Below are 18,390 nucleotides of genomic sequence, written 5' to 3' on the forward strand. Positions count from 1 at the left end.
TTACAATAGCAAACAGGAATACTTGGCTATTAAGGTAAGGTAAATGCGTTTAGAAATTGTTTGTTGCGATCGAGTCGGCATTGCCCGAGAAGTATTAGAAATATTTGTTGAACATGAAATCAATTTACGTGGCATCGAACTAAAGCAGCCCGGCGAAATTTTTATCAACATACCTGACTTAGAATTTAGCCAATTACAAACCTTTATGCCGCGTTTACGTTTAATTGAAGGTGTGAATGATGTAAAAACAACACCTTTTATGCCCTCTGAACGTGAGCGTAATGAACTCTCTACGCTGATTAAAACTTTTCCTGATCCCTTTATATCTATTGATGCAAAAGGTGATATCCGTATTGTAAATACCGTAGCTGCCAGTATTATGGGCTGTAAAGATCATGAAATTATTGGCGATAATGTTGGCAATTGGTTAAAAGGCTTTAACTTTAGTCGCTGGTTAGATGCCGATGAAGTCCTTGCTCAAACGCGTCGCTTAAAATTTCAAGATGATGACTTTGTGGCTGATATCATGCCTATCCATGTGACTGATCAAAGCGGTATCCCTGTTTTAGCGGGTGCGGTATTAATTTTAAAATCAGAAGCACGTTTAGGCCAACAAATAAGTGCCTTTAAACAAGCGAATGAAAATAATTTTGCCGGTATACAAGCAAGTAGTGGCTCGATGCGTAAAGTTATTCGTGAAGCAAAACGTATGGCACTCCTTGACTCTTCAATGCTCATTGTCGGTGAAACGGGCACGGGCAAAGAACTTTTAGCTCATGCTTGTCACGCCGCGAGTGATCGCAGTAACAAACCTTTTATGACTTTAAGCTGTGCAGCATTACCCGATGATGATGCAGAAACAGAACTTTTTGGCGCGGGTTCAAAAGGCGAAAATAAAGCTAAGCGGGGTTTGTTTGAATCAGCAGACGGTGGCACCATATTTCTAGATGAAGTGGGGGAGATGTCACCTAAATTACAAACTAAAGTGCTGCGTGTCATTCAAGATGGTACTTTTCGTCGCGTCAATGACGAGCAAGAGATAAGGGTTAATGTCAGGATCATTAGTTCAACCAACTGTGACCTGCTTAGCATGGTTTCTACCGGCGATTTTAGAGAAGACCTTTACTACCGTTTAAATGTACTTGGACTAAATATACCTTCATTGCGTGACCGACGTTCGGATATTATTCCTCTGGCTGAATTTTTTATTGTCAAATTTGGTCAACATATTGGTAAAACGATTGTCACTATGTCAGATGACTGTCGTGATTTTATCGAACATTATCCCTGGCCAGGTAATGTTCGCCAGCTCGAAAATGTATTAATTCGTGCGGTATCATTAATGGAAGGCAGTATTGTGATGACCTCTCATCTGCAATTACCTGCATATACACGTGAACATGGTTATCTAGAAAAGGAATTTGAAGGAACTTTAGATGCAGCGGTTAAGAGTTTTGAAGCTGATTTACTTAGAAAACTATATCCGGCTTATCCAAGTACTCGACAATTAGCGAAAAAATTAGGATTAAGCCATACCGCCATTGCAAATAAATTACGTGAATATGACATCAATAAAAAGACCGTTAAAATATAAATAACTCATACAGATAACAAATAGAGATATAAAATGAAACTTTTTGGTTATTGGCGTTCGTCCGCCGCATATCGAGTAAGAATTGCTTTGCATTTAAAAAATATTGATTGTGAATCTGTACCCGTACATTTAGTTAACAATGGCGGTGAACAGCACAGTGCAGCTTATATTGCACTTAATCCAACTCATTTAGTTCCAACGTTAATTGATGAGACAGTTGAGGGCGACTTGGTACTAAATCAAAGTATGGCAATACTTGATTACCTTGATAATAAATACCCTCAACCACAGCTCTATCCCGTAAGTATTTATGCTAAAGCACAAGTGCAAGCACTTGCCTTAGATATCGCCTGTGAAGTACACCCGGTGACTAACTTACGAGTACAACAATATCTCGTTAATACATTAGGTGCTGAAGATGGAGATAAATTAGCCTGGAGTCATCATTGGATGAGCATTGGTTTTGCTGCCTTTGAAGAAAAACTACAAAAGGTTTCAGGAAAATACTGCTATGGTGATTATGTCACTATTGCTGATCTTTGTCTTGTTCCACAAGTTTACAATGCCAATCGTTTTAAAGTAGATATGTCAGCATTTCCGCTTATTAATGCTATTGTTGAGCGTTGTAACCAGTTACCTGCTTTTATAAAGGCACTACCAGAAAATCAAGACGATGCTATTTTATAATTGTTAAGTAATAAGATAATAAGATAAAAACTCAATTTCAGATAAAAGTTATTATAGATCACGTATTTCCCTTGCAACTTAGATGAAAACGGGTTGCAATGGTTACTCATCATGCATTCTTTAGATAAATTGAATATTAGGTACCTATGGAAGATAAAGCGCAAAAAGGTAAACAGACCTCTTGGGGCATTATTGCCGTTATTATTGCTATAGTGATAGCCGCCTTAGTTTGGTTATATATGTCATCGACAACCGAACAAGAAGTTGTTGAGGTGGCGCCAGTGGCCGTTGTTAAGGTTGAAATTCCGCCCGAGCCTATAATAGAGCCAATAATAGCTGAAGAAGAAGCTTTTCCTTTAGTGGTGACAGAGCCTCTTGTTGCTATTGCGCCTAAACCGATATTACCGACCTTAAATGAAAGTGATGTTTGGTTACAAGAAAAGCTACCAAGCTTTACTTGGCGTAAAGAATTGTTAAAGTTGGTCATTGATAAAGATATGATCCGCCGTTTTGTGGTATTTACTGATAATTTTGCACAAGGTAATCTTGCTTACGAACATAGCCCGTTAATTAAACCTAATGCTAAATTTTTAGCAACTGAGGTTAATAACGGGGCAAGTAGCGATTGGAAGTGGGATGAGTCAGCAACACGACGTTTTACACTTTATGTTGATTTACTGCGCTCATTTGACAGTGAAACACTGGTGCAGTCGTACTTTGAAATGAAACCTTTAATTGATCAAGCTTATGCAGAGCTAGGCTATCCAGACGACAACTTTACTGAAGTGTTACATGATGCTATTACCAAGGTCTTGGATATGGAGATTCCAAAAGAATCATTAGACTTAGTTCGCCCCAGTGTGATGTTTCGCTACAAAGATGAAAAAATAGAAGCCCTTGATGCTGCCGATAAACTGTTATTACGTTTAGGTAAAGAAAACCTATTGGTGATTAAATCAGTCTTATTAGAAATTAATGAACGGTTGGCGCGTGAGCGTCCATAGTTTAAAGGTAATTTAAAGGTAATTTAAAGGTGATTTTAGCTATACACCTGCTAGTGTGGTTAAAAAAACAGCGAACGATTTTATTTATATAACTAGCGCTTGCATCAAGCTAAATCTTTAGCCATAATTCGCGCCGTTGAAGTGAGGACGACAACTTTCTATGGTGACCCTTTCGGTCCCCTCGCAATGATACTCTGTGAACTCGGCCAGATCCGGAAGGAAGCAACCGCAGCAGACGACTCATGTGCCGAGGTGTGGCTGCTAGGGTTGCCACCACTCTTTTCATCTATCACTTACAATCTTTAGATACCTTCTAACTTTTATTATCAACTCTGTACAACTAAAACTCCCATTTATACATTCGAGACGGTATTTATCGCTAGCGAAATAATTCTATCTGATAGTCCCAAGAATATCCCGTAACAAACAAGCCAATAAAATATTAATTTACTGCCTGATGGTTGCTGGCAGCAATGTCATTTAAAGGGCTCATGATACTTGTCAGCTGTTAATAAATCATTTACTGATGTCATCACACATTCATATATCCTAACTGTAAGCACTGAAACACTCATAAATGAGTGCAAAGGGATAATACAGGTATATTTATGTCTTTATACTTTTAAGGTCATTTAAGTGGGTTAGCTGGTTTCTGACAAAGTTAAAGGCATTTAGCTAGTTAATGAATAAAAAGAGTAATATTAATTGGTATTAAAACTTTAATGGTTTAACAAAAAGGGCAGGTCATCAATTAAAGAAAATGCTTAAAGGTAAAAGCAAGTGAGCATTGACTTGACCACTTGCCTTATTAATAGATTAAAGAGCCGTAGTTAAGTGTTGTGAGTTTTCATAAACTCTATTGCCTTACTAATCGCAACTTTTACATTGTTTTCCATTTCAAAACGCTCTGAAGCAGGCAAGTAGAATGACATATCAACTTCATGTCTAATATAACGGGTGGGTAATTGATTGAGCACTACACAGGTTAAGTCCGCAATAAAATCAACTTCATATTTCTCTTGTAATTTTAGTGCGGCAAAGTGTTGTACGACTAGTTTTTCATAATAGTTATGAATGTCATCAGATATTCTCATTCCAGCCCTCTTTTACGATTAAATAATGGATCAATTTATTGTTTGTTATCATTTAAGATTAATGCGAGACGAAGTAAAAAGCGAGTTATTTAACAGATATCATCGCGGTTTTTCTGAAACTTCTATTTCGCGCTCTATTTTTGAAATAGCCTGACGACAACGACCTAACCTTTGATGAAGAGCAAGGACTTCATCCAATATTTTCTTTGCTTTGGCAGGCGTTGCGCTTTGACGAAGTTGCTCTCTTTCATTGAGCATAGCGAGTAAGCGGCGTTCAAACTCGTGGTGCTCTGCTAATTGCTGATAGAGCGCTTGACTGGATTTAAAGAGTTCTTTGGCCGCTTTTTTATAGCGCCTAGCGTTTATCGCTGTTAATCGGTATTGTGCTTCTTGATGAAGCCCTTTGTTTGATCTTATTGCATTGATTATTGATGATATTTGTTGCTCAATACCTTGTAATCTATTTTGTGATAGTTCTTTTTTTCCACTCTGTAATAACCGAGCCAATTCGATAGTTTTACCGCGTACCTCTTCAACATATGCACCTATTTTATCACTATTGGTGGCAAATAAAGCTTCTGAAAAGATATCTTTATCTTTTAAAAGATAATGTGATTTAGTCTGCTGATTTTCAGTATCAATAATTTTAGCCTGCTCTGCTAGACTATCTAAAACAGCTGTAATTCTGTCGATTGCTAATTGCATATTTGACGACCTCTTGACCTTGTTATTGAGTGAACCACGCATGATAAGTTAAATTTGCTGACATAGAAATAACGACGATGATGAAAACAGGACGAATAAAGCGGTTACCAAACTTTATTGCCCAATGCGCACCCACAGCGGCACCTAGCATGATAAATATACCCATCGAAATACCGATAATAAAATTAACATAACCAAAATAAATAAAGGTTAATAAACTACAAAAATTACTGACAAAATTCGTTGAACGCGCCAATCCGCAGCTCAGTAATATGTTTATTTTGTAGAGTGCACTTGAGGATGCGGTCCAAAATGCCCCGGTTCCAGGACCGGCGAATCCATCGTAAAACCCTAAGAGTAAACCCTGAATGCTTTGGGTGATTTTTAAACGAAAAGTTAACGTAGGTAGCCCCTTTAACTCAGTGACAATTGTTTTAGAAAACAGGGTGTAAATGGCAGTGATAACGATAACAATAGGAATAAATTTTTCTAGAAAATCACCTGACAAATAGCCAACAGCAAACGTGCCCACAACAGCACCTATCGCCGTATATAAAATAGATAAACGCCAAAATTTGGGATCAAATAACTTTTTACGATAAAAAGTCACTGAAGCGGTTAATGAACCAAAAGAAGCGGCAAGTTTATTGGTACCTAAAGCAAGATGTGGTGGTAAACCGGCAGAGAGTAATGTTGGAACAGTTAGCATACCTCCACCGCCAGCTATTGCATCAATGAGCCCTGCGATAAATCCAATGGCACATAAAGTGAACCAAATTTCAAAATTAAAAGTTGAATCTATAAACATAAATAAATATAGGTAAATTAGTGCTATAGGCTAATAGTAGCACGGTTTTAATCTTTAAATATGTCAAATTACCCACCTTTTTGTTATAAATATTATGAATATTTCAATAAATAAATTTGACTTAGTACGAATGAATTAGTAAAACTAATAGGAGCAAATATATTTACAGAAAATTGTGTTTGTTTAGTCGCCTAATTTATTCAGAAAGTTACTGCAAATCACTTACGATTTTTTTAACTTAATGTTTATTTTTTGTAACGAAACCAGCAAATTTATATAATTTGCTGGTAATTAGCAGCCTTTTTTATGTACCTAGTTGACAGCAACGCTGTCGTCTGGGATTATTGCATTGTTTTATTCTAGAGAAATAAAAACTTAAAATGGCAGATTATTAAATTTGCGTTAACATCTCCATGTTATCCACATTCAATAGCAATTGGTTGGGAACTATGTCCAAATTTAGCAACAAGAAAAGCCTTATCGCTTCGACGATAATTGGCGCACTAGCATTAACAGCAAGCAACTTCGCTTCTGCAGATGCATTATCAGAACTACAAAAAGCAGAAGCTAGCACTTTTCAAGCTTCTAAAAAATCACAAGAAAAAATCAATAGTATTTATGAACAAACTATTGAACTTTTAGGTGAATATCGTTTAACTGTTGATGAAGCTGAAACTTTATCTCAATACAATGATCACATTCAATTAATGGTCAATGACCAACTTGAGAATATCAAATCTTTAGAAGATCAGATCGCTGGTATTGACAAAACTAAACAAGGTATCGTTCCTCTTATGTATAAGATGATTGATACGTTAGACAAGTTTGTAGCGTTAGATATTCCTGTGAATATTGAAAACCGTAAAGAGCGCGTTGCTAATTTACGTGACGTGCTAGGCGCTTCTGATATTTCGGTATCTGAACAGTTTCGTTTAGTACTTGAAGCTTACGAAATTGAAGCAAACTACGGTACTGTTTTTGCAGCTTATCAAGGTGAGCTTGATTTAGGCGACCGTACAATTACTGCTGATTTCGTTCATATGGGCCGTGTAGCTCTAGTTGCTCAATCACTTGACATGAAAAATGTTTGGGTGTGGAACAATGAGACACGCGGTTGGCAAGCACTGGGTGATGAATACTTAAAGCCTACTAAAGATGCAATCGCTATGGCGCGTAACCAATTACCAAAAGATTTGACTAAATTACCAGTATTTGCAGCGGGAGCGAAATAATGAGAAAAATTATTAATTTTGTAATGCTTGCAGCGTCAATGACTGTAGCAACTTCAGCCGTAGCTAATGACTTGGATGATTTATTAAAACAAGTTAAAAACGATCGGATTTCTGAAGGCAAGCTTGATAAAGCGCGCGAAGCAGAGTTCACTTCAGCTCGTGCAGACAAGCAAGCACTTTTGAATAAAGCTAAGAAAGAATTAGCCAATCAAAATACACGTAACGACCGCTTAACTAAAGAATATGCTGCCAACGATATTACAATCGCGCAACGTTCAATTGAGTTAGACAACGCTAAAGGTACTCTTGGCGAAATGTTTGGTGTTACTCGTGCTGCTGCCGCTGATGCTTACGGTCAAATCGTAACATCAATTGTAAGTGCTGAATTTCCTGGACGTGGCGCGACATTAGATGTTATTGCCAACTCTAAGAAAATACCTGAACTTGAGCAACTTGAAGAGTTATGGATTGCTTTACAAACTGAAATGACTCAATCGGGTAAAATTTCACAGTTTAGCGCTGAAGTAACAAGCTTAGATGGTTCAACCTCTACGCAAACTGTTACACGTATTGGTACTTTTAACTTAGTATCTGCTGATGGTTTCTTAAATTACAATGATGAAGTTGGTCAAATTCAACCTTTGGCTAAACAGCCAGCGGGTTATATTTCTAGCACAGCTTCTGATTTCTTTAGTGAAACTTCTGGCTACCATCCTCTATACGTAGATCCTTCACGTGGTGGTATCTTAGCCCTTGAAACTCGTAAGAAAGTTCTTATGGAGTTCTACCATGAAGGTGGCACTGTTGGTTATGCAATCACAGTATTACTTGTTATCGGTTTCTTAATTGCTTTAGAGCGTATGATTTTCTTAACAACTATTAGCTCTCGTATTAAGACTCAAGAGAAGAATATTGAACAGCCTAATGATAACAATCCATTAGGACGTTTAATCAAGGTTTATCACGAAAACAAAAATGTTGACGCTGAAACACTTGAACTTAAACTTGATGAAGCTATTTTACGTGAAACACCGAAAATCGATCGCGGTATCAACTTAATCAAAATGTTTGCTGCTATTGCTCCTTTAATGGGTCTATTAGGTACAGTAATCGGTATGATTATGACTTTCCAAACGATTACATTGTTTGGTACAGGCGACCCGAAAATAATGGCAGGTGATATCTCTCTTGCACTTGTAACAACTGCACTAGGTCTAATTTGTGCATTACCACTTATCTTAATCCACAGTGTTGTTGCGGGTAAAAGTAAGTCAGTATTGCAAAAGCTTGATGAGCAAAGCGCAGGGTTAATTGCTGCCATTGCTGAGAAGGAGTCTAAATAATGTTATTCCTGATAGAGCTTTGGGAATCTGTCAGGAGTTTTATTGCGACAGGTGGTAACGTATTATATGTTGTTGCCTTCGCTCTCTTACTGATGTGGGTAATGATGATTGAACGCTACTGGTTCTTATCAAAAATTTATCCTGCAATGAAAGACGATATCGTCAATCGTTGGGATGCACGCCAAGATACTACATCTTGGTATGCCCATCGGATTAGAGATACTTGGATCTCCGAAGCGACAGAATTACTAGAGCAACGTATGCTCACAATTAGAACCTTAGTGGCAATGTGTCCACTTATTGGATTGTTAGGTACAGTCACCGGTATGATTGGTGTGTTTGAGACAATGGCTCAACAAGGTACAGGTAATCCGCGTCTGATGGCTGCTGGTATATCAATGGCTACTATCCCGACAATGGCGGGAATGGTTGCTGCGTTATCAGGAGTGTTTTTCAGTACAAGGTTAGACGCTAAAGTTAAACTAGCAAAGGCTAAACTGATTGACAGTTTACCTCATCACTAGAGAGATATTCGAATGGCACGTAAACGTATTCGTGAAGACGAAGAAGCAGTAATTGATATGACACCGATGCTAGACATCGTATTTATCATGCTGATCTTCTTCATAGTAACCACTTCATTTGTAAAAGAAGCTGGTATTGAAGTTAATAAACCTAAAGCCGCTAACCAAAGCAAGCAAAAATCAGCTAACATCTTTATTGCTGTTAGAGAAAATGGCGAAATTTGGTTAGATAAACGTCGCGTTGATGTCGAACGTGTTGCTGCTAACATTGAAAAATTATTAGCAGAGCAACCAACTGATGTTGTTATCATTCAAGCAGACAAAGATGCAAAACATGGCATAGTTGTTAAAGTGATGGATGCGATTAAAGATGCAGGTATAGATAGAATTTCTATTGCTGCAGCGAAGGGGTAGTCTATGGTTCGCTTTTTAGTTTCATTACTACTAGGCGCAGCGGTAACTTTTGCACTATTTTCTTTTATGGCTTTTCTTGTTTCAAGTGGTGACATGACGAAACAAGATCCATTGGATAATATTATTGTAGAAGTTAATACTACGCCGCCTAAGTCAGCAGCAGAACGTCGACAGCGTGTACCGCCACCGCCGCCACCACCGCCAAAAACGCCACCTAAGCCTCAAGCTCCAGAGCCTGAAGCTAATAACAACTCAGGTGGACTAACGTTTAATATGCCTAGTGTGCAATTATCTGGTGCTAATTCAGGTATGTCTGCTCCGGGAGGTGGTTTTGGACGTGACGGTGATGCATCGCCAATCGTACGTATTGATCCTAAGTATCCACAGCAAGCCGCTCGTGATGGAAAAGAAGGCTGGGTTAAGCTTTCATTTACCATCAACGAACTTGGTGGTGTTGAAGATGTTGAAGTTATGGATTCAGATCCAAAACGTATATTTGACAGAGAGGCTAAACGCGCTTTGAAAAAATGGCGTTACAAGCCAAAAGTTGTTGACGGTGTTGCTCAACGTCGTCCTGGTTTAACGGTACAACTAGACTTTAGTATGAATAAGGAGTAATCAGAATGAATAAGATTTTTATATCTATATTGATCATTGGTTCAGTAACGATTGCTCATTTGCCTTTATCCCCTGTAGCTTATGCTATAGGAGCCGAACAGAGTGAGAGACAAGAGCGTAAAACACAGCTTGTTGGTCCTTCTGTTGGTAAAAAGGTAGCCAAAGCTTTTGAAGCTTACGGCGTTGAAGCTGAAGATGGTTCTAACATCGACAATGCTCTGACTTTGCTTTTAGAAATAAACGCAAAAAAAGATTATGATATTGCCTTTCTAGATCGTTTTATTGGCGTGATGTATGCGCAGAAAAGTGATGAAAAGAATGCAATTATCTACCTCAATAAAGCACTTGCACCTGATATCTTAAATGAGAAAGAGCATGCAGACTCACTAAAACTAGTGGGTGACTTGCAGATGCAAGTACAAGGCTATAAAGAAGCGCTTATTGCTTATGATGCTTGGATGAAATTTACAGGGGAAACTGACGGTAATGTTTGGATAAAAATAGCTCAGGCTAATTTAGAACTTAAACAATACGCTAAGGTTATTCCTGCTGCCGATAATGCTATCGCGGTTTTTGGTGATAATAAAAACCAAAACCCGCATGTTCTTAAATTAAACTCTTACTATGAACGTAAGATGTTTAAAGAATGTGTTGACGTTTTAGAAACAGCAGTGCAATTATTCCCTGAAGTTAAACTATTTTGGACTCAGTTAGCCTCGTTTTATGCGATGGTTGAAGATTACCCAAAAAGCTTACAAACATTGGATCTAGCTTATAAGCAAGGCTATCTTGATAAAGAAAACGAAATTAAGATGCTTGCTAATTTGTATGCCCAAAGTCGAATTCCACATAAAGCAGCTGTTTTAATGGAAAAGTATATTGATTCGGGCGTTGTACCTCGTGATGACAAAAACCTCTTTACTTTAGCTAACAGCTGGCATGCTGCTCAGCATATAGGTAAAGCTGCTGCTTACTACGGTGAATTAGCCAAAATGACTAATTTATCTAAGCATTACAGCAAGCAAGGTATGTTGTTAAATCAAGATGAGCAATTTGCTAAAGCGATAGTTGCTTTAAAGAAAGCCATCGAGATTGGTGTTAGTAACGAAGGTCGCTTGAACCAAAGTATTGCAGAATCATACTTTTATCTTGAAAATTATAAGCAAGCCAATGTTTATGTACAAAAAGCACTAAAAGACCCCAAGTCACGGAGAACGGCTAAAGGTTGGGTTACTTATATCAAAGATACTGCAGCACGTAAGAACGTTTCTATTTAACTTCTTTTGTTTTTGCTTTAAAAACCAGCCTTATGGCTGGTTTTTTTATAGCTAAAATTCCTTAAATCCAAAAGATACTTTGTTAAATTTAGTTGATTACCTTTGATAAATTTTTGGACTAACCGCTTCATTAAAATAATAAAGACGTTGTATAGTGTGACAGCACATAATGTTTGAGACTACCAATCACTAAATGAGATTGGCTTCCAATGATCACTTTTGCCATAAAATAGACCTTTCCTAACACCCTAAATCAGCACCAAAAAGGTCTTCTCTGATACGAAAGAAGACCTTAGCCTTGGCTTATCTAGCGACAAGTGAACCGATGAAAATCAGCCCTGCGTTAGATAATAGAATTGTTCTAAATTTCATCTTGAATCTATAAAGTCAAAAATTCTAATTTGATTAGAAAATACCAAAGCGGACATTAGATTAATATGATTTTAGGTATTAATTTTTTATGGTTCTATCTCACTGTGGGGCACTTAGCGAGATAGGTTTATGGTCAGTATCTACCTATGGATCCATTAGTGTTTCTTTCACTAACGGCATCCATTCCAACAATACGGCTACTTTTTTGCCATATTAAAGTTAATTTATATCTTAAAAATAATTTAGTACGGGCTGCTATTTATATTTCTTTGGTACAAGTCTATTCAAAGCCATATTAAGCACTTCAGCATTTACTCTTCTAACCTTTATTTCAATACCATTGGCTCAGCAAAGAAACTGCCCTACAAATTGATCAGAGCATTATTACAGAAGCTGAAAAAAAACATTGTCTATGCAGCCACTAAGTCATAAACAATTAGTAACTATTGCTTTTTCTAGCAAAGAAGCCTTATTTTAAGCTATCTATCCCGATGTAAACACCTATTTAGATTTCAACACTTTGGTGATTAATCACATATCTGGCCAGTGTATTTGTCTAAACTTGGTTTTACCGAATGAAATAAAAGCCCAGGGGTTAAGTGCAATAAACTTCAACTGTTCATATTTTATTTACAACACCTATGTTGCCTGTTTAATACTAAAGCCATTTGAATAAACCTTGAGCGCTTCATCGTAAGTGAAGCGCTTAACTGAATGTATTCTTGCCAATAAATAGTAGTTTCTTTATTAAAATCATTCACTAGCGAAAATGTGTCAATAATTAATAAATTAAATCAGGTATTGCAAATGAGAATCATTTGCAATAATATGCGCGCAAACTTTAATAATAATCATTCTCATTAACACTCTAAGGAAAGTCGTGAACATTAAATCTGGAAAATTACTCTATAAAAAATCTTTATTAGTATTAGCTATTTCATCAGGTCTTGCTGGCCCCGCTTTCGCGCAAAGCAACGCAGAACAAAATATCACAGAAAAAGACATTGAAGTTATCACTATCAAAGGTCGAGCTGCACAATTTTATTTCGTTGATGAAGCTACAATGGCGACAAAAACACCAACTAAATTCATGGATTTGCCGCAATCGGTTCAAGTCTTAAGTAACGAATTAATGCTCGATCAAGCTGTTAGGCAAACAACAGATCTTTACCGCTCAATTTCAGGTGTTACACAGTTTAGTTATTCTGGCATTAACGCACGTGGTTTCCGTCAAGATCAGGTTAGATATGATGGCGTTCAAGGCGACCCGTATTCTGGATTTTCTATCCCTCAATTATTTAATATTGAACGTGTAGAAGTATTAAAAGGTCCTACAGGCATGCTCTATGGAGCTGGACAGCCTGGTGGATTACTTAACTACGTCACTAAGAAACCTAAATTTGAACAAACGGCAAACTTTGCTTTATTTACAGGTAACGATAGCTTATTTGGCGGAAATGCAGAAACCACAGGTACACTCAATGAAGATGAGACACTCGCGTATCGCGTAGGTGGCTTCTATCAAAGTAAAGACGGCTTCCGTAATAATACAGATGAAAAAAATACATTACTTTCTGCAGGTTTAACTTGGTTAGCAAATGATAAAACTGAATTAATTTTTCAATATGATTATATTGATCAAGATCTAGGAGGACATCGTTTACGTGGTGTTCCAGTAGATGACAATGGTAACTTTTTAACTGATCTTAGCTACAATGCAAACGAAAAATCAGACTTTCAACGCCTAGAAGCTGATGTTTTTCAAGTCACTGCTAATATAGAACTTGCTGATGATTTTACTAATACCACAGTGATAAGAGCATTAAGCAATGAACGAAATCAACAATATCATGAAAATGCGGGATTAGTTGGTGATCTTAACCCTGCAATCAAAGCAGCTTCTTTACCACTTTTAGGTGCATTAGGTTTTCCTGCTGAAGACACTGCGATGCTTCGCCAATTCCGTGATCAAAAGCGTAAAAATGACGAATTGAGTATCACCACTGACTTTGTTTACGAATCAACGCTTTCTGGATTAGAGCATACCTTATTATTTGGCTTTGATTATTCTGAAGTTGAAACTGAATTCCATAATAAATTTAGCGACTTAACAAGAACAACAGATGCAGACAATTTTGAAGATCCAAGACAGATATTCGATCCTGCTATTCATGTTCAAACAATAGATATTCTTAATCCTGTTTATGGTGTTTCAGATAGTAGCACTTATAAAATATTTAACCGCGGTATTACCGAAACTAAAAGCACACGTTTAGGTGTTTATGTGCAAGATCAAATTAGAATTAATGAACAATGGATAGCTATTGCTGGTGCACGTTTTGATCAATTTGAAGACAAAGATGTTACTAACAATAAAAAAATTGATGATAATAAAATTAGCCCACGACTTGGTGCTATTTATCAACCAAGTGAAAATATGTCGATATTCGCTAACAGAGCTGAAGGCTTTAACCCTCAAAGATTATCTAGCCAACCAGATATTGGTGAAATTTTTGATCCAGAAACCAGCACACAACATGAAATTGGAATTAAAAACATTTGGTTAGATGGCAGTATCACAACGACATTTGCCACTTATCATATTGTAAAAGAAGACGTTAAAGTTGCTAACCCTAACTTTATAGAAGGTACTGATGGTCCAGCGCAAATTCAAATTGGTGAAGTAACAAGTAAAGGTATTGAAATTGATGTTGTAGGTGACATCACCGAACATTGGACAGGTATGATTAACTACGCATACAACGACGCCAAAATCACAGGTGGCAATCCTGATGATATTAGAAACGCCATTGGTGACGAATTTGCCAATGCACCAGATCATACATTAGGTATGTGGACACGCTATGAATTACCAAGCTTAAACTCTTCATTCGCAGTTGGTTTTGACTTTGTAGATGACCGTATAAGTTTAGATGGTCAAAAAGTCAAATCTTATACAACTTGGGATGCTAGCTGGCAAACACAAATCGACGATTTTCAAGTTCAGCTGAACTTAAAAAATATCTTCGATAAAGAGTATGCGACTAGTGGTTTTAATAAGCGTAATGGTCATTTCCCTGGTGAGCCACGCAGTATCTTATTACAAGTAAGTTACTCATTGTAATTTTCAACAATTAACATAGCAAACAGGCCTCAATTGATAGAGGCCTTTTTGCTTTATTAAGATCGATAATTTATGAATAAACAAAAGTTGTATGCATGGCATAGCTTAGTGGGCATTAAGCTATCTATATTAATTTGTTTTATATTAATCACAGGCACCTTAGCAGTTGTTTCTCACGAAATTGATTGGTTAGCAAACTCGAGTAAACGAGTGCTGCCCGCGATAGATTCATCAAAAATTAATTGGCCACTTATATATCAGGCAGCCAATAAACAGAACCCAGATGATGCTATTAGCAGCATTAATGCGCCAATAGACGACTGGTTTGCTGTTGAAGTTATACGAATAGATAAAAACGAACAACGCTACTTTCAATTTTATCACCCAGTAACAGGCAAGTATCAAGGTAGTGGAAGCTGGTACAATTGGCAGCGTTTTTTCAGAATGTCACACCGTCATCTTATGATGCCAACTATTGTTGGTGTTACCATCGTTGGCATTGTCGGTTTACTGATGTTTTTTTCACTTATTTCTGGTTTTTTTCTTATTCCTCAGTGGTGGAAGAAATTTTTTGTAAAGCCTAGAACTAATAATCGCAAGGTTTTCTGGAATGATTGTCACCGACTCTTTGGCTTATGGTCAAGCTGGTTGCTACTGGTTTTATGCGTCACAGGCACTTGGTACTTACTTGAGCAGTGGGGTCTAAATGCAAAATTTCCAGAGCAGGTTGAGTCGATTACAGTTTCAAAAAATCAATCTATAGAGATGCCACATCAAGATATATTTGAGAATATAATGAGTAATACTTCTAACTACCATGACATGGAAATCAAACAAATTATCTTACCCAGTCAACGACGTAACTCAGTAATAGTACAGGGACAAAATGGAACTGTATTAGTCCGTGATCGGGCAAATAATATCATTTTTCATCCGATTAGTGGCGAATTTCTTTCCAATAGATTTGCACAAAAACAATCAATTCATGTACGTATATCAGAAGCTGCTGATCCATTACATTTTGGTGTTTTTTATGGTATTTATACCAAAATACTGTACTTTCTATTTGGTACGGCCCTGAGTGCCTTGGCAATTTCAGGAACTTATCTATATGGTCTTAGGCAAGCTAAACTCCATCGTGATGAATTTAACCAAGTAAAAAAGAGTTGGCTAGCCGCATATAGAGGTATGTCACTTGGAAAGTGGCTATCTTTATTTTTAATTTTAATATCAATAGTCCTTGCCGTATTGTTATTTAACCAAATCGTATTAATTTAATAAGTACTATGAGCGAGTGGTCAAATATGACTTGACCACTTCAAAATAACCTTGGAGATCTTTTGGAGCTGCAATGATTCTTCTTCTGGATTAATTATCGAGTTAAAGAAATCAATAACGCAGTCTTATATTGATTTCAGAAATAGTTAAACGCTTTTGATTAAAATCAAGTTGGTGCCGCTTAAGGGGAAAGATAATGAAGAGAAGAAGTTTGTCTTTCCAGTGTCGTTTTCTCCAATCACTATTGTCTGTATTTTGAGCGCATCAATAAAGCTACTTGTTGGTGAGTATGTTAATGATGCTAATCGTATTGAAGTGATTGAGTTCTCCAGTGATCCGACAGGTGATAGTAACTTAAGTTAAGTGGATATTTTAGCCTTAGCAGTCCCTTATATACGACCTACTGAAAATAGCCTGACGCTGGAGGTTGCGTCTTTGCAATTAATTCAGACCCTCTCTGTTATAGGAAATGATGGGGACGAAGGTATAGCTGGGGACGTTAGTAATAATAATTCATCCGTTCTGCCCATATTAGATAATTAGTATTTGAGCTAAAGCAGCCTCATTATTGAGGTTTTTTCTTATTTGGATCGTGACAGTTACCTTTATATTGTTGTGGATGAGTAATATAACCCAAATTTTCTAGTTTATATGGCGCTAAGGGGGCGAAAGCGCCTTAGGCTTAATACTCTAAATTCATTTGAAACTAAAATCAGTCAAATGTCCGCTTTGGGGATTTGAGATCTAACGCCATGTAAAATTTTAGTTGTGAATAGATGTAAATTTTTAAGTGAAAAAGGAAGCTTTAGGATCTCTAAACTGCCATTAATACTCAAAAGCTAACGTCAGCTAATGGCTAATAAGTGACCTAAAGAACAAACCATAGTTAATGTCAGGAATGCGCACAAAGTGATCCTAAATATTCCGGTTTATCTCAAGTATTATGACAGAACAGTCGTCTTTTCAAAAAGCCATCTTAACTGCATCCTCTTAAATAAGAACAAGCGTAAATGAGACTAATATCAATCATTATGCGTAATTACAAAGACCATGATTTATCATTGTTCTAGCTCAAGTTTTACTAGAAATAAATCTTGTTGTCGGCTAGAATACTCGCTGAATATTTTCAAGTTAACGAGATAAAAATGTCACACGGCGAAGACTTCAAAGACAGCTCATCTATATTTCATTTATTAGCAGCGATTATTGTATTAGTTTCAGCACCACTTTTGCCTATGGTAATGGGTTGGTTCACTCTGCTTTCAAATTAGTATTTTCTCGTTTAATTAAAATAAGAAGTATTAATACCATGGTTATATTACTCGCTGATGATAAACAGAACGTTTTAGATTTTATTACCCCGTTACTCGAACAACACGGTCATATTGTTGAAACTGCCGGCAATGGTTTAGCTGCCTTTGAAAAGGCGCAACAGCAGCATTTCGACCTCTATATTATTGACCATCTTATGCCTTTTATGAACGGTATTCAGTTAAGTAAAAACCTTCAAAAAAAACCTTCTACCGTTAACACTCCTATTATTTTTATGACAACTCAAAATACTACCGATGTCATCGCTTTAACTCGCTCACTCTATTTCCAAGCCATTATTGCTAAGCCTATTAATGAAAACAGTTTGTTAAATGCAGTAAATGAAATAAATCAATTAAATAATACCAATACAAGTCGTTATTCACTGTAAATCATCGTACTTTTGCTTTATTCTTTAGCCATGATAAATTTTTACTTTTGATATGCTAACGATGACCGACACTGAACACTCTCTTTTACAAAATTCTATTCACGCCGTACCTGATTATCCTAAACCAGGTATTTTATTTCGTGACATTACAGGCTTGCTTGATGACCCTGCTGCTTACCAGTTAACTATAGATTTATTTGCTGCTAAATATAAAGATTCTGGCTTTACTAAGATTATTGGTACTGAAGCTCGTGGCTTTCTTTTTGGTGCACCTTTGGCATTAGCGCTTGGTATTAGCTTTATTCCTGTCCGCAAACCAGGTAAGTTGCCAAGATCGACAATTAGCCAAAGTTACCAACTTGAATATGGAACTGATACTTTAGAAATTCATCAAGATGCACTAACCGCAGATGATAAAATTTTGATAGTTGATGATCTACTTGCCACCGGTGGAACCATTGAAGCAACATTAACGCTTGCTAAAAAGCTTGGCGCAGAAGTCACCGATGCTGCATTTGTTATTTCATTACCTGATTTAGGCGGTGAAAAACGTTTAACAGATCTTGGCTTATCGATTTATTCTTTACTGCAATATAACGGCGATTAGGCAGTCA

At 36.9% G+C, this 18,390-nt stretch carries 18 protein-coding genes and 1 other RNA gene; 16 read left to right on the top strand and 3 right to left on the bottom strand.

Going from position 1 to position 18,390, the window contains the following annotated elements:
- Nucleotides 1-43 precede the first annotated feature (43 nt).
- From tyrR to ffs, 4 genes are all read left to right on the top strand, one after another.
- A complete protein-coding gene (tyrR, locus tag H4J66_RS11320) occupies nt 44-1,594 on the top strand; it encodes a transcriptional regulator TyrR (RefSeq protein ID WP_182174532.1) in 1,551 nt (516 codons plus the stop codon).
- A 33-nt stretch (nt 1,595-1,627) separates the two neighbouring features.
- Nucleotides 1,628-2,281, top strand: a complete 654-nt coding sequence (gene maiA / locus H4J66_RS11325) for a maleylacetoacetate isomerase (protein WP_182174535.1) — start codon at nt 1,628-1,630, stop codon at nt 2,279-2,281.
- 146 nt (nt 2,282-2,427) lie between these two features.
- A complete protein-coding gene (locus H4J66_RS11330) occupies nt 2,428-3,285 on the top strand; it encodes a DUF3014 domain-containing protein (RefSeq protein WP_182174538.1) in 858 nt (285 codons plus the stop codon).
- Nucleotides 3,286-3,455: 170 nt separating this feature from the next.
- An RNA gene (ffs, locus tag H4J66_RS11335) (signal recognition particle sRNA small type) lies at nt 3,456-3,552 on the top strand.
- Nucleotides 3,553-4,115: 563 nt separating this feature from the next.
- Here the strand turns inward: ffs and H4J66_RS11340 are convergent.
- The 3 genes from H4J66_RS11340 to H4J66_RS11350 form a co-directional block, all read right to left on the bottom strand.
- A complete protein-coding gene (locus tag H4J66_RS11340) occupies nt 4,116-4,379 on the bottom strand; it encodes a late competence development ComFB family protein (RefSeq protein ID WP_182174541.1) in 264 nt (87 codons plus the stop codon).
- A gap of 99 nt (nt 4,380-4,478) precedes the next feature.
- A complete protein-coding gene (gene priC / locus H4J66_RS11345; RefSeq protein WP_182174544.1) occupies nt 4,479-5,084 on the bottom strand; it encodes a primosomal replication protein PriC in 606 nt (201 codons plus the stop codon).
- A 22-nt stretch (nt 5,085-5,106) separates the two neighbouring features.
- The gene (locus H4J66_RS11350) at nt 5,107-5,892 is read right to left on the bottom strand and encodes a TSUP family transporter (RefSeq protein WP_182174546.1); all 786 of its coding nucleotides are present in this window, start codon (nt 5,890-5,892) and stop codon (nt 5,107-5,109) included.
- A gap of 449 nt (nt 5,893-6,341) precedes the next feature.
- Here H4J66_RS11350 and H4J66_RS11355 point away from each other — a divergent pair, with 449 nt between their 5' ends.
- From H4J66_RS11355 to apt, 12 genes are all read left to right on the top strand, one after another.
- Complete coding sequence (locus tag H4J66_RS11355) at nt 6,342-7,124, top strand: DUF3450 domain-containing protein (RefSeq protein ID WP_182174549.1); 783 nt, start codon at nt 6,342-6,344, stop codon at nt 7,122-7,124.
- Nucleotides 7,124-8,467, top strand: a complete 1,344-nt coding sequence (locus H4J66_RS11360; RefSeq protein WP_182174552.1) for a MotA/TolQ/ExbB proton channel family protein — start codon at nt 7,124-7,126, stop codon at nt 8,465-8,467. The genes H4J66_RS11355 and H4J66_RS11360 overlap by 1 nt, the downstream gene beginning before the upstream one ends.
- Nucleotides 8,467-8,991: a MotA/TolQ/ExbB proton channel family protein gene (locus H4J66_RS11365; protein ID WP_070374083.1), complete on the top strand. Its 525-nt coding sequence runs from the start codon at nt 8,467-8,469 to the stop codon at nt 8,989-8,991. The genes H4J66_RS11360 and H4J66_RS11365 overlap by 1 nt, the downstream gene beginning before the upstream one ends.
- A gap of 12 nt (nt 8,992-9,003) precedes the next feature.
- Entirely contained in the window at nt 9,004-9,405 is a 402-nt protein-coding gene (locus H4J66_RS11370; protein WP_070374082.1) for a biopolymer transporter ExbD, read from the top strand.
- Between the two features lie 3 nt (nt 9,406-9,408).
- Complete coding sequence (locus H4J66_RS11375) at nt 9,409-10,023, top strand: energy transducer TonB (protein WP_182174555.1); 615 nt, start codon at nt 9,409-9,411, stop codon at nt 10,021-10,023.
- A 5-nt stretch (nt 10,024-10,028) separates the two neighbouring features.
- Entirely contained in the window at nt 10,029-11,300 is a 1,272-nt protein-coding gene (locus H4J66_RS11380) for a lipopolysaccharide assembly protein LapB (protein ID WP_182174558.1), read from the top strand.
- A gap of 1,252 nt (nt 11,301-12,552) precedes the next feature.
- Complete coding sequence (locus H4J66_RS11385) at nt 12,553-14,796, top strand: TonB-dependent siderophore receptor (protein WP_310650653.1); 2,244 nt, start codon at nt 12,553-12,555, stop codon at nt 14,794-14,796.
- 72 nt (nt 14,797-14,868) lie between these two features.
- Nucleotides 14,869-16,074 carry a PepSY domain-containing protein gene (locus H4J66_RS11390; RefSeq protein WP_182174561.1) on the top strand — a complete coding sequence of 402 codons (1,206 nt, stop codon included), beginning with the start codon at nt 14,869-14,871 and terminating at the stop codon, nt 16,072-16,074.
- A gap of 156 nt (nt 16,075-16,230) precedes the next feature.
- Nucleotides 16,231-16,437 carry a hypothetical protein gene (locus tag H4J66_RS11395; RefSeq protein ID WP_182174564.1) on the top strand — a complete coding sequence of 69 codons (207 nt, stop codon included), beginning with the start codon at nt 16,231-16,233 and terminating at the stop codon, nt 16,435-16,437.
- A 734-nt stretch (nt 16,438-17,171) separates the two neighbouring features.
- The gene (locus H4J66_RS11400; RefSeq protein WP_182174949.1) at nt 17,172-17,345 is read left to right on the top strand and encodes a hypothetical protein; all 174 of its coding nucleotides are present in this window, start codon (nt 17,172-17,174) and stop codon (nt 17,343-17,345) included.
- A 38-nt stretch (nt 17,346-17,383) separates the two neighbouring features.
- Nucleotides 17,384-17,776, top strand: a complete 393-nt coding sequence (locus H4J66_RS11405; RefSeq protein ID WP_182174567.1) for a response regulator — start codon at nt 17,384-17,386, stop codon at nt 17,774-17,776.
- Nucleotides 17,777-17,828: 52 nt separating this feature from the next.
- Nucleotides 17,829-18,383, top strand: coding sequence for an adenine phosphoribosyltransferase (apt, locus tag H4J66_RS11410; protein WP_404842772.1), 555 nt, complete (start codon nt 17,829-17,831; stop codon nt 18,381-18,383).
- The last annotated feature ends 7 nt before the right edge of the window (nt 18,384-18,390 follow it).

It is taken from the genome of Colwellia sp. MB3u-55, from assembly GCF_014076785.1.
GTDB lineage: Bacteria > Pseudomonadota > Gammaproteobacteria > Enterobacterales > Alteromonadaceae > Colwellia_A.